At 30.8% G+C, this 13,171-nt stretch carries 15 protein-coding genes; 13 read left to right on the forward strand and 2 right to left on the reverse strand.

All coding sequences use genetic code 11. From position 1 onward, the window contains the following. The first annotated feature begins 16 nt into the window (after positions 1–16). Together F553_RS0105510 and F553_RS0105515 are read left to right on the forward strand one after the other, a co-directional pair. Entirely contained in the window at positions 17–1,936 is a 1,920-nt protein-coding gene (locus F553_RS0105510) for a peptidase U32 family protein (protein WP_018999318.1), read from the forward strand. 143 nt (positions 1,937–2,079) lie between these two features. Continuing rightward, entirely contained in the window at positions 2,080–3,369 is a 1,290-nt protein-coding gene (locus F553_RS0105515; RefSeq protein ID WP_018999319.1) for an aspartate aminotransferase family protein, read from the forward strand. 66 nt (positions 3,370–3,435) lie between these two features. Here F553_RS0105515 and zwf read toward each other — a convergent pair whose 3' ends face one another. Together zwf and F553_RS0105525 are read right to left on the reverse strand one after the other, a co-directional pair. Beyond that, on the reverse strand, positions 3,436–4,827 hold the full coding sequence (gene zwf, locus F553_RS0105520) for a glucose-6-phosphate dehydrogenase (RefSeq protein ID WP_018999320.1): 1,392 nt from the start codon (positions 4,825–4,827) through the stop codon (positions 3,436–3,438). A gap of 48 nt (positions 4,828–4,875) precedes the next feature. Then, the gene (locus F553_RS0105525; RefSeq protein WP_018999321.1) at positions 4,876–5,829 is read right to left on the reverse strand and encodes a beta-propeller fold lactonase family protein; all 954 of its coding nucleotides are present in this window, start codon (positions 5,827–5,829) and stop codon (positions 4,876–4,878) included. A 312-nt stretch (positions 5,830–6,141) separates the two neighbouring features. Here F553_RS0105525 and F553_RS0105530 point away from each other — a divergent pair, with 312 nt between their 5' ends. The 11 genes from F553_RS0105530 (at position 6,142) to F553_RS0105580 (ending at position 13,162) form a co-directional block, all read left to right on the forward strand. After that, on the forward strand, positions 6,142–6,420 hold the full coding sequence (locus F553_RS0105530; RefSeq protein ID WP_015562237.1) for an acylphosphatase: 279 nt from the start codon (positions 6,142–6,144) through the stop codon (positions 6,418–6,420). Between the two features lie 305 nt (positions 6,421–6,725). Continuing rightward, positions 6,726–7,175, forward strand: a complete 450-nt coding sequence (gene aroQ, locus F553_RS0105535) for a type II 3-dehydroquinate dehydratase (RefSeq protein WP_018999322.1) — start codon at positions 6,726–6,728, stop codon at positions 7,173–7,175. A 3-nt stretch (positions 7,176–7,178) separates the two neighbouring features. Beyond that, entirely contained in the window at positions 7,179–8,258 is a 1,080-nt protein-coding gene (locus F553_RS0105540) for a M24 family metallopeptidase (RefSeq protein ID WP_018999323.1), read from the forward strand. 73 nt (positions 8,259–8,331) lie between these two features. Next, positions 8,332–8,889, forward strand: coding sequence for an elongation factor P (gene efp / locus F553_RS0105545; protein WP_015562232.1), 558 nt, complete (start codon positions 8,332–8,334; stop codon positions 8,887–8,889). Positions 8,890–9,101: 212 nt separating this feature from the next. Then, positions 9,102–9,491: an Asp23/Gls24 family envelope stress response protein gene (locus F553_RS0105550; RefSeq protein WP_008537850.1), complete on the forward strand. Its 390-nt coding sequence runs from the start codon at positions 9,102–9,104 to the stop codon at positions 9,489–9,491. 20 nt (positions 9,492–9,511) lie between these two features. Then, positions 9,512–10,087 carry an alkaline shock response membrane anchor protein AmaP gene (gene amaP / locus F553_RS0105555; RefSeq protein ID WP_008537852.1) on the forward strand — a complete coding sequence of 192 codons (576 nt, stop codon included), beginning with the start codon at positions 9,512–9,514 and terminating at the stop codon, positions 10,085–10,087. Positions 10,088–10,107: 20 nt separating this feature from the next. Continuing rightward, positions 10,108–10,359 (forward strand): DUF2273 domain-containing protein, encoded by a 252-nt coding sequence (locus F553_RS0105560; protein ID WP_018999324.1) that lies wholly within the window; start codon positions 10,108–10,110, stop codon positions 10,357–10,359. Positions 10,360–10,377: 18 nt separating this feature from the next. Continuing rightward, positions 10,378–10,773: a transcription antitermination factor NusB gene (gene nusB / locus F553_RS0105565; RefSeq protein ID WP_008537854.1), complete on the forward strand. Its 396-nt coding sequence runs from the start codon at positions 10,378–10,380 to the stop codon at positions 10,771–10,773. A 57-nt stretch (positions 10,774–10,830) separates the two neighbouring features. Beyond that, positions 10,831–12,033, forward strand: a complete 1,203-nt coding sequence (gene xseA / locus F553_RS0105570) for an exodeoxyribonuclease VII large subunit (protein WP_018999325.1) — start codon at positions 10,831–10,833, stop codon at positions 12,031–12,033. Positions 12,034–12,043: 10 nt separating this feature from the next. Further along, the gene (gene xseB / locus F553_RS0105575) at positions 12,044–12,283 is read left to right on the forward strand and encodes an exodeoxyribonuclease VII small subunit (RefSeq protein WP_008537857.1); all 240 of its coding nucleotides are present in this window, start codon (positions 12,044–12,046) and stop codon (positions 12,281–12,283) included. Further along, positions 12,284–13,162, forward strand: a complete 879-nt coding sequence (locus F553_RS0105580) for a polyprenyl synthetase family protein (protein WP_018999326.1) — start codon at positions 12,284–12,286, stop codon at positions 13,160–13,162. The last annotated feature ends 9 nt before the right edge of the window (positions 13,163–13,171 follow it).

Here is a 13,171-nt window from a genome sequence, read left to right on the forward strand (position 1 = left end):
TTTGGAGGATTGTTTAATGTTATTAAATAAAAAGTCTGTAGAACTTTTAGCTCCAGCTGGCAATTGGGAAACATTAGTAGCTGCCATTGATGCTGGGGCTGATGCTATTTATTTGGGTGGAAAACATTTTAATATGCGTATGCTCAAATCAGACGCTAATTTTGATAATGAAATGTTAAAAAAAGCTGTAGAATATGCTCATGCTCATGGAGTAATGCTTTATATTACTATTAATAATTTAATCAGTGATGAAGAAATTCCAGAGCTTGAAGAATATTTGACTTATTTAAATGAAATACAGCCAGATGCTATTTTAATTCAAGATTTAGCTGTAGCTCAAATTGTGAAAAAACTTGGATTGAATATAACTATGCATGCATCTATCATGATGAATTCTCATAATAATGCTGCTATAAAAAAATTAAAAGAATATGGCATTCGTCGTGTCGTTGTTAGCCGTGAAATGTCTTTAAAAGAACTCAGTGAATTAAAAGCTGTGGACAGTGATTTTGAACTTGAATATTTTGTTCATGGTGATATGTGTATTTCTGAAAGTGGACAATGTATTCATTCTGGCGTTTTATTTGCCAATAGTAGTAATCGTGGTCGTTGCATGAAAGCTTGTCGTTGGCCATATAAAATCATTGATGAACAAACAGGTCAAGAACAAGAAACTACAACAGATGGCGATTATCGTTTAGCATTAAAAGATATGTGTATGTATAGAAATATTCCAGATTTAATTCAAGCTGGTGTATATTCTTTTAAAATCGAAGGTCGTATGCGCAGTGCTGATTTCGTGGCAAATATTGTAAGCATTTATCGTCGTGCTATTGATAATTATGTAGCTGATCCTGCTGGTTATCATGTAAATGAAGAAGATTGGAAAAATCTTTTTGAAAATCGTGTACGTGATTATTCCACTTGTTTTGCTATGGATAAACCTGATAGTAGAGCTATTGGTTATACTGGAAAACGCGAACCAAGATTTTTCAGCTATGCAGCTAAAGAAGCAGATTTAGATTGTGAATGGCTCAATGATTTAGAAGCTATTAAAACTGCTGATAATAAACCAAAACTTGCTGTTAAAGCTGCAACTTTAGCACATGCTCGTGAAGCTTTAGCTAATGGTGCTAACATTCTTTATGTAGCAGGTGAAGTTTATCGACCACATACTCCATGGACTTTAGGAGATATAAAAACTATTTTACAAGAAGCTCATAATGTTGGGGCAAAAGTAATAGTCAATACTCCTAGAACAACTTTAAAAGATCAATGTAGTGAATTAGAACAATTATGTCATGATTTAAATGAAATAAAACCAGATGGTATCATGGTAGGAAATTTAGGCGCAGCTACTATTGTACGTGAGTTTACAGATTTACCTATTTATGCTGACCATAGTTTCAATGTATTTAATCATGTAGCTACAGAATTTTTACAAGAAAATGGCATTGTAAATGCAACAGCTTCTTATGAATTGCCTTATGCTCAAGTAAAAACTTTAGTTGAAAGTAGTAAATTACCAATGACAATCACTGTTCATGGTAATGTAGAAGCTATGATTTCTGATACAAATATTCCTGCATTGAATTTAAAATATGACCCACTTACTAATCCAGAATTCAATGATAAACATTTTGCTTTATTGGATACAGTTGGCGGAAAACATTCTATGCGTGTAGACCAATTCGGTAGAATTCATATTTTATTTACTAATGATTTATGTCTTCTTCCTTATATTGATAAATTAATGGGAGCAGATACTCTTCGTATCGAAGCTCAAGATTATACACCAGAAGTTACTGGTATGTTGACTAAAATTTATCGCGATGCTATTGATAATGGCCAAAATAACGATATGATTGAAAAAATCAAAGAAGTAAGTCCTCGTCCAGTTGGTATTGGTGTTTATCGTCATAAAAAATCTTATTAATTATTCATAGTCATTTTAGAATTGTCATTTTTATTTTAGGCTTTATGGCTTATTATATTAATGACAATTCTTTCTAATGTTTATTATCAATATTATTTATACATAACATTAGAAAATATAAAAATAATGAAAGGAAGTATATTATGTCTCAGTATTTAGGTCCTGAAAAATGTCTTGAAAAGAAAAAGAAATATATCATGCCTTGTTTAGGTCATTTCTTTGCTAATCCTCCTCAGTTTGTAAAAGGTGAAATGCAATATCTTTATGACCATGAAGGCAAAAAATATTTAGATTGTTTTGCTGGTGTATCTGTTATAAACTGTGGTCATTGCAATCCTGAAATTACGCAAAAAGTAGCAAAACAAGTACAGACTCTACAACATGTTTGCAATATCTATTTAACAGAAGATATTTATAATTTAGCTGAAAAATTAGCTCAAGTAACACCAGGCAGATTACAAAAATCTTTCTTTTGCTCTACAGGAACAGAAGCAAATGAAGGTGCTTTGCTTTTAGCAAATATTTATAATGGAAAAAGTGAATTATTAGCTCTTCGCAATGGCTTACATGGTAGAACAAAACTTACTATGAACTTGACTGGCATTGGCATGTGGAGAACTGACCCAAATCCTGTAGGCGGTATTCATTTTGCACCAAACCCTTATTGTTACCGTTGCCCAATGGGTAAAAAATTCCCAGAATGTGATTATGCTTGTGCAAATGCTGTAGAAGATATTATCAGCTATGCAACTTCTGGAAATGTTTCTGCTATGATTTGTGAAACTATCCAAGGTAATGCAGGTATCGTAGTACCTCCAAAAGGATATTTTAAACGTTTAAAAGAAATTTTAGAAAAACACAATATTTTATTGATTATCGACGAAGTACAGACAGGTTTTGCACGTACTGGAAAAATGTTTGCTATTGAAAATTATGATGTTGAACCAGATATCATGACAATGGCTAAAGCTTTAGGCAATGGTGCTCCTATTAGCTGTTTTATTTCTCGCAGTGAAATCGCAGATAAATACACTCGTCCTGGTGCTTCTACATTAGGTGGAAATCCTGTTTCTTCTACAGCTGGTATTGCTGTACTTGATTATATCGAAAAACATAATCTTGTCGAAAAAGCTCGTGTTCGTGGAAAACAATTAAAAGACGGATTGATTGCTCTTCAAGAAAAATATCCATTTATCGGTGATGTTCGTGGTTTAGGCTTAATGGTAGGTGCAGAACTTATCAATCCAGATAAATCCCCAGCTCCAGATAAATTGGAATTTGTTGTAGAAACAATGAAAGATAGAGGTTTCCTCATCGGTAAAAATGGTATAGCTAGAAATGTTCTTGCTTTCCAACCACCACTTGTTATCAGTGAAGAAAATATCAATGATTTATTGAATAATCTTGATGATGTTATGTCTCAGGTAAAATAAAAATACAAATAAAAAATAGTCCCTAGTACTTTATGTTACTAGGGACTATTTTTATAAGTTTTTTAATTAAAATACCCATTCATCGCCGAAGCGTTTTAATAAATTATCTGCTTCTGCAGGGCCGTCAGAACCTTGTTCATATGTGAATACAGGAAGTTTATCCCAACGATATAAATCCTTTAAGTGTTCAACAAAGTCCCAACTTGTTTCTATCTGATCCCATTGAGAGAACCAAGAACGTTCACCTTTGATACAAGCTGTAATTAAGCGTTCATATGCTTCAGGAGTGTTTATTCTGCTAGAAATGGAACTACTTTGGCTAAAGTCCATTTTTGCTTGTGTAATTTCATCTGTATCCCCTGGAGTTTTCACATTAAATTGAAGATGTACACCTTCATTTGGTTGGATTTTTATAATTAAGATATTACGTGGAGCAGAAATAAATGTTTGACGGAAAACGATTGCTATTTGCATTTCACGACAGCGAAGTTTTTTACCTGTGCGGATATAAAACGGAGTATTCCACCAACGTTCATTGTCAATAAATAAACGAAGTGCAGCATAAGTTTCTGTTGTAGAATCTGTAGGAACAGATTTTTCTTGACAATAGCCTTTATATTGACCTAAAACTAAACTATCGCGAACATCTTCTACAGGACGAAGTGCACGAAGTACACGTAATTGAGCATCATGCATAGCTGTAGTAGAGAATTGTTCTGGCCATTCCATAGCTACTATGGATAAGATTTGGAATAAATGGTTTTGAACCATATCTTTTAAAGCTCCACTAGTGTCATAATAGCCACCACGTGTGCCAATACCTAAATCTTCAAAAGCGGAAATCTGTACAGATTCGATATATTGTGAATTCCAAAGGTTAGCAAATATAGGGTTAGTGAAACGAATAGTTTGGATATTGCGTACCATTTCTTTACCGAGATAATGGTCAATGCGATAAATGTTTTCTGCTAGGAAGAAAGTTTCTAATTGTTTGTTAAGCTCTTTAGCTGATTCTAAATCTTCACCAAAAGGTTTTTCTAAAATAACTTTACCTAAAGAAGCTTCTTTTACTGCTTTTAATCCACTTGCAATTACACCGAAAAATTTTGGGGCTACTGCAAGATAAAATACATGGTCATCAATATTTTCAGCAGTATAATATTCGGATAAACGAGCATATTCGTTTAAATCGGAGATGTCCATTTTAAAATAAGAGATACGTTTAGCAAAAACTTCAAAAGTTTTTTCTTCATATGGTAAACGAGCGAATTTTTTTACCCAATCACGAACTAATTCACAATACTGTTCTGTAGTATAATCACGTCTACCAATGATGATAATTCTGGATTGAGCTTCTTCGGCATTTGCCGCAGTCATATTGTACTGTGCAGGCATAAGTTTTCTAAAAGTCAAATCACCAGTACCACCAAAAATTGTAAAAGCTTTATTTAAAGACATGTTAACTCTCTCTTTCATAAATAATTCATAAATAAAAATAAATATATATTATAAAATTATACCTATAGCATGAGGTACTTTATCTGTATTGATTAATTTAACAATTTTGCCATTTGTTTTATCTAATTGGAAGCTACTCATATCATCAGTATCTTTATTTACGACTAAAAGATATTGTTCATCTTCACTTAAGATAAAATCTCTAGGGTGCATACCACCACTGTTTATTTGTTGAATGATTTTAGGTTCATTTTCAAGGCTGATAACAGTGAGTAAGTCTGCTCCACGAGTGGATATATATATGAAATGATTATCTTTTGTGATACGAATAGCAGCACTAGAAGTGTTATCAAGTTTATCTTTAGGTAGTAGATTTAATTTTGTATTCAAAGTAAAGTCTAGATTATCTACGCTAAAATCAAAAAATTCACTGCTTAATTCACTTACTAAATAAAAATGAGAATAATCATGATTAAATACACCATGACGAGGGCCTGTTTTTGCAGGGAATGTTAAAGTTTTTACTAAATTATAATCATTATTTATATCAAAAATACGTACTTGGTCAAGTAGTAAACAAGGAACTATAAGATAGTTTTTATATAATACTACTTGATGGCAACCAGCTTTGTTTTGAATAGATATTTGTTTGATTAATTTTAATTTGTTGTTGACTATTTGATAAACCATAACTACACCATCATGGTAATTTGCAGTGTAAATGAAATCATCATGATGTTTTACAAAACATGGAGAACTGTTTTCCAAAAGTATTTCATCTAGTATAGTTTTGGTAGAAATATCAACTAGAGCAATACCACTTTTATTGTTTTTGCTAGTAGTGATGATAAGAATATTTTCATATCTGTCAACACATTTTGCATCGTCAATACTCAAAAAGGATTGGATATCAGAAATTTTGCCAGAATTTTCTTCATAAGAGAATTGATATATTCCTTTTGTTGATGCAGTATTGTAAGTACCAATATAACCAGTTAGCATAAAATAAACACTTCCTTAATTTTATATTTAAATACTTAGAATAAATTGTATTTAATTGGCACAAGCCATTAATATACTGATTATATAGTATAAATTATAAATAAACAAGTAAGAGTCATATCTTTGGTATAAAAATTTTTTATATAAACGATATGTTAAATTTTATTAAATCAAAAAAATATATAAGAAAAATTAATAATAGATGTACTTGTATTTGAAAAAAAAATAAACTATACTAAATTTAAATCAGTGATATATATTTATATTTTAAGTATATATTTATTGATATAAAAAAATAAGGAGTGTTTTTTTATGGAACAGATTAAACGTTACAAAGCAGTAATCACAGGCAATGTACAAGGCGTAGGTCTTCGTGTTTTTGTTGTGGACAATGCAAGTAAACTTGGTATTACTGGCTGGGTAAGAAATATGGCAGATGGAACTGTAGAAATGGAAGCACAAGGCAATCCAGATAAATTAGATCAGTTATTTGCTACTATAAAAAAAGGTAACTTTATTATTAAAGTTGATAATATTGATTGCACAGAAATTGACTGTGTTGAAGAAACATCATTTATCATTAAATACTAATGATAAATGATATGAAAATTAAAGATGCGTTATATAAGGAATTATGAGAGAGCAATGTCGATAAACTTTGGGATGGAGATTATCGACATTTTTTTATTTTCCAAGAATAAGATTTATACATAAAAATTTTAGTGAATTTGATAATATATTGATAGATAAAAATGAGCTTTGAAAACTAAAATGATGCATAAAATTTATAATAAATTATGAGAAATCGTTGTCAGTATTGACGTATTAATAGGATTTTCGTTATAATTGATATGTAAAATATAGATGTTAGAACTTGCTTAAGGATAGTGATTTTTATGAAAATAAATAAAGTATTAGTTATACATGGACCAAATTTAAATTTACTTGGCACTCGTGAGCCAGAAATTTATGGTAGTATGACTATGCAAGATATTAATGAAGATTTAGCAAAACAGGCTAAGGAACATAATATCGAAATAGATTTTTTTCAAAGTAATCATGAAGGAGCTATTATTGATACTTTACATAATGCTCGTGGTCAATATGGCTATATTATTTTAAATGCTGGTGCATTTACACATTATAGTATTGCTATACGTGATGCTTTAGCTGCTATTGATATACCTGTAATAGAAGTACATCTATCTAATATCCACAAAAGGGAAAAATTTAGACATCATTCTGTAATTGCATCTGTAGTTGAAGGGCAGATTTGCGGTTTTGGCTTAGAAAGTTATAAATCTGCGCTATTTATTGCTATCAGTAGACTACAAAAAGAGGATTAAATCATGTGTCAAAATAATCGTATAGAAAAACTTAGAAAAGTATTGCAGGCAAATTATTGTGATGCAATGCTTATAAGTAAAGAAGAAAATTTACATTATTTTAGTGGTTTTACAGGTGATGATACATTTTTAGTAATCACTTTAGATAATTGTTTTTTGATTACTGATTCACGTTATACAAAACAAGCTAGTGAACAGACTTCATTTACTATTATTGAACAAAAAACTGGTTTACTTAGCAAAACTGTAGAACTTATAAAGAAATTAAATATTAATAGTTTAGCATTTGAAGGCAATGCTTTGATTTTTAATCAATATAATTATTTAGCTAAAAATTTAATTGATATTGAAGTTGATTTTTCTACATCTTTAGATTTAACTGAACTTCGCATTATAAAAGATGAAAATGAGATAGAATTGATAAAAAAAGCTATTAATATCAGTGATGAAGCGTATTCGCATATATTGAAATTTGTAAAAGCAGGTATGAGCGAACAGGAAGTAGCGACTGAATTAGAATATTTTATGCGCAAATTAGGCAGTGAACGACCTGCATTTACTACTATAGTGGCTTCTGGTGTTAGAGGGGCATTACCTCATGGAGTTGCTACAGATAAGTTGATAAATAATGGTGAATTTGTTACAATAGACTTTGGTGCTGTTTACAAGGGATATCATTCAGATATTACACGTACTTTTTGTGTAGGAAAAGCAAGTGATAGACAAAAAGAGATTTATGATATTGTTTTGCAAGCACAATTATTAGGGCTAAAAGAAATTGCACCTAATAAAAGTGGCAGGGAAGTTGATTTTCCTGTAAGAGAATATATAAAAAATGCAGGTTATGGTGATTTCTTTGGGCATGGCTTAGGGCATGGTGTTGGTCTTGAAATTCATGAGTTACCTCGTTTATCACCACTTAGTCCAACAGATAAGCTTAAAGAAAATATGATAGTTACTAATGAGCCGGGGATTTATGTGCCTGACTTTGGCGGTGTTCGTATTGAAGACACTGTTTTAGTTACTGCAAATGGATGCCAAGCACTTACACAAAGTGATAAACGGCTTGTTGAAATAATGTGACCGCAATAATTGAGAGTCGGGTATTTCACATTATATAAATAAATTAGATAATATATTTTGGAGGAATGTTTTAATGATTTCCAGCAGTGATTTCCGTACAGGTCTTACACTTGAAATTGATAACGGTGTATGGCAGATTGTTGATTTCCAACATGTAAAACCAGGTAAAGGTGCAGCTTTCGTTCGTACAAAAATTAAAAACGTACAGACTGGTGCAGTTGTAGAACGTACTTTTAACCCTAATGAAAAATTACCAGCAGCTCATGTAGAAACTAGAGCTATGCAGTATTTATATGAAGCAGATGGTATGTACACTTTCATGGATAATGAAACTTATGATCAAATTGAACTTACAAAAGATCAATTAGGTAGTGCATTAAACTTCTTAAAAGAAAACATGGATATTAGCTTACAGTCTTTCAAAGGCAATATCATTGGTATTACTTTACCAAACTCTGTAAATCTTGAAGTTGTTGAATGTGAACCAAGCGTTAAAGGTGATACTGCAACTGGTGCTACTAAAATGGCAAAAGTTGAAACTGGTTATGAAGTTCGTGTACCACTTTTTGTTAATGAAGGCGATGTATTAAGAATTGATACTCGTACTGGTAACTATATCGAACGTGCTTAATTAAATTAAAAAATAGGAATTGCATCTTTCTAATTTTGGAAAGGTGCAATTTTTATATTTTATTTTGATTTATAATTTTAAAATACTAGTTATTTTTTAATAACTTCTTAATGAAGCTGTTAGTTGTATATTTATGAATTTTTTGTTATAATTGATTTAATAATAAAAACTAAAACAATATAGACTGCTTTAGTTTCAAAGGAGGATTTAACATGGACGAAAAAAAAGGAATCAATAATGCATTAGGTACTATCCGCATTGCAGACGAAGTAGTAAGTATTATAGCAGGTCTTGCTGCTACAGAAGTTGAAGGCGTAGCAGGCATGAGTGGTGGTATCGCTGGTGGTATCGCAGAAATTTTAGGTCGTAAAAATTTCTCTAAAGGTGTAAAAGTTGAAGTTGGCGAAAAAGAAGCAGCTATTGATCTTTATATCATCGTAAAATACGGCGTACGTATTCCAGATATCGCATTAAATGTACAAGAAGCTGTAAAAGCAGCTATTGAAAATATGACAGGTCTTAGCACTGTTGAAGTTAATGTACATGTTCAAGGCGTTGGTTTCCCAGAAGATGTAAAAACTGAAGAAGTACGCGTTCGCTAAGTATAAGAAAGAGGAGTAGTATGAGCGTTATAAATCGTATCATCCTGTTCTTTTACGCTTTGGCATTTGGTGCAGTTTCTATTTTGACTATGGTGTTATTCGCTAGATTTATTCCCGATGCTCAAATTTGGAATGAGTTTTTGTATTTATGTAGTCGCATGGAAACTGTAGTGGTTGCAGTAGTCATTTTTATTTGTAGTCTATATTTATTAATACAGAGTTTATCTACACATAGTAATGATGTATCAACAAATGAGGCTGTAATTGTGCAAGGGAAAATGGGAGAGGTTAATATCTCCTTAACAGCACTAAAAGATATGGCTGATAAGATTGCCCGTTCTATTACAGGAGTCCGTGATGTTAAAGTAAGATTGAAAATGACTAAGGCACCAACCAAAGATAAAACTTTAATACCTAATTTCAAGCTTAAATTAATTGTTGGTGAAGAAAGCAATATTGTATCAATTAGTGATGAAATAAAACAACAACTCGATATATATTTAAATAAATATATCGGTATTGAAAAGGCTAAAATTGATATCAATGTAGAAAGCATATCTAATAATTCTACTAACAACAAAAAGCGCGTTGTATGAAGTTTTAGCTGAGGTGCACAATGAAAGAATATATTTTAAATTTTATCAAATATCAATTACATGAACATTGTGGTAGAAGTATTGGTGTTATTTTAGGATTTATAATTTCTTTAGCTATACTTATATTTGGTTTATTCACTACTTTATTTGTAATAATTTGTATGGGAATAGGTCTTTATGTAGGTAATTTAATAGATAAAGATGATGAGTTTTCAGATAATATCTTATATAAAATCCAAAAAATCTTACCACCTTATTCACGTCGTTGGTAAAAGGAGCTAGTTTTTTATATGAGTCGCAGACAAGCGAGAGAAATCGCATTACAGTCATTATTTCAATTAGATTTTAATGAATGTGAAGTAGATAGTGCTATTGAAAATGTATTATCACATAAAAAACTTCATGAAGCTGATTGTGATTTTGTAAGAATATTAGTTAGTGGTACTAGAGAAAATTTAGAGTCTATTGATAAAATGATAGCGGAAAAGTCTAAAGACTGGAAAATCGAACGTATGTCAGGTATTGACAGAAATATCGTTCGTCTAGCTATATTTGAAATGAAATTCAGTTCAGATAAACTGGTGCCTAATATAGCAATCAATGAAGCTGTCGAATTAGCCAAAAAATTCGGTACAGATGATTCTGCCCGTTTTGTTAATGGTATTTTGGGCTCAATGATTAAATAACAATGTTTATTTGCCAGGCTAGTTACAGCCTGGCATTTTTATTTATATGAGGATATAATGGCAGGAAAAATTTACACAGTAAGTCAATTAAATAAATATTTACGACAACAATTTGATGATGATATTATTTTGCAAAATATCATGTTAAAGGGAGAAATATCTAATTTTAAAGTCCATTCTTCTGGACATTGTTATTTTACTTTAAAAGATAATTTAGCTAGTATAAAATGTGTAGCATTTCGTTTTAATGCTATGAAGTTTCGTTTTGCTCCGCAAAATGGAATGAAGGTAATTGCAAGTGGATATATTTCAATTTATGAAAAAGATGGTTTATATCAATTATATGTGCAAAGTTTAGTACCTGAAGGTATAGGTGAGCTTGCATTAGCTTTTGAACAATTAAAAAATAAATTGAATGATGAAGGTCTATTTGATAGTAAATATAAAAAACAATTACCTTTTTATCCTAAGCGCATAGGTGTTGTAACATCAAGAACGGGAGCAGTTATTAAAGATATTTGTCATGTAGCCAAAAGAAGAAATCCTTTGGTGAAAATCCTTTTATATTCTGTCTTGGTACAAGGCGAAAACGCAAGTAAAGAAATTGTTCAAGGAATAGAATTTTTTAATAAAAAATGTCCAGTTGATGTGATTATCATTGGACGAGGTGGTGGCTCTCTTGAAGATTTATGGGCGTTTAATGAAGAAAATGTAATTCGTGCGATATTTGCTTCAAAAATTCCTATAATTTCAGCAGTAGGTCATGAAACAGATTATACTTTATCTGATTTAGTAAGTGATGTAAGAGCAGCAACACCTTCTCAAGCAGCAGAATTAGCTGTTGTAGAAAAAGATGCATTAGTAAATTATATTGAAAGTTTAAAAAGAGATTGTAGATATAAAGCATATAATCTTTTTTCAATCAAAGAAAATAAATTTAATTTATTATGGAAACATAGTATTTTTAGCGATAAAGAACGTTTATTGCAAAGTAGACAACAAGAATTAGATTTTTTAAATGAGCGTTTAAATAAAGTAGTAACTGATAAATACGTGAATAAATTTCATCAAATGGAAGTTATTGCCGAAAAATTAAAAGTATTAAATCCTCTAAATGTATTGCAAAGAGGTTTTAGTATTGTAAAACAAGATGATAAATATATAAAAAATATAAAAGATATAGATATGGATAAATCACTAAACATCGAACTTAGTGATGGTACTGTTGAAACTAAAATTGTACAAATAAAAGAAAAATGAGGTTTTTCTCATGGCTAGAAAAAAATTAACTTTTGAAAATGCTATGGAAACTTTAGAAGAAATTGTAAATCAATTAGAAGCTGGAGATATTCCATTAAATGAATTAATAGATAAATATAATGAAGGTATGAAATTATCAGCTTTCTGTTTAGATGAATTAAATAGAGCGAAAGATGCTATATATGCAGAAGTTGATGTAAAAGATAATAAAATAATTGAAAAGAAATTAGATATAGAAGGTGATTATTAAATGATGAAATCCTACATGCAAAGAAAAATGGATTTAATAAATCAGCAATTAAATGAGATTTATACAGAAAATATGGCACTCAATAAAGATTTAGCTAAAGCTATGAATTACAGTTTAATGGCTGGTGGAAAAAGACTTCGTCCTATTTTAATAATGGCTGCAGCTGATGCTTTAGGCGTTGATGGTGAAAAATTCTTGAGATTATCAACATCAATAGAGTTTATTCATACGTATTCTTTAATACATGATGATTTGCCAGCAATGGATAATGATGATTATCGCAGAGGAAAACTTACTAATCATAAAGTTTTTGGTGAAGCTTTAGCCATTTTAGCAGGTGATGCGCTTCTCACTATGGCATTTGAAATAATTGCCACTGATAAAAATGTAGATGCAGAAACTAAAGTAAAAATTATCACTGAAATGAGCAAGGCTGCTGGTGCAGAAGGTATGGTCGGCGGTCAAGTAATAGATATGCAATCCGAAAATAAAAAAATTGATATACAGACTTTAAAACAAATGCATGCTGCTAAAACAGGTGCATTATTTTGTGCTGCTATTCGTTCTGGTGCCATCTTGGCTGGTGCTGATGAAAAACAATTAGCTAATTTGACAGAATATGCTCGTCAATTTGGACTGGCTTTTCAAATTACTGATGATATTTTAGATGTCGTTGGTGATGAAAAAACTATAGGAAAGCCTGTAGGTAGTGATGAAAAAAATCATAAATCCACATATGTTACTTTGGGTTCATTAGAAAGTGCAAAAGCTTTAGCGCAAGAAGCTGTGGATAAAGCAAAAGCGTCTTTAGTAGATTTTGGCGAGAATGCTGAATTTTTAAGAGCTTTAGTAGATTATTTAATTACTAGAAATAAATAAACTAAAGAA

Source organism: Megamonas rupellensis DSM 19944, from assembly GCF_000378365.1.
GTDB classification, from domain to species: Bacteria; Bacillota; Negativicutes; order Selenomonadales; family Selenomonadaceae; genus Megamonas; species Megamonas funiformis.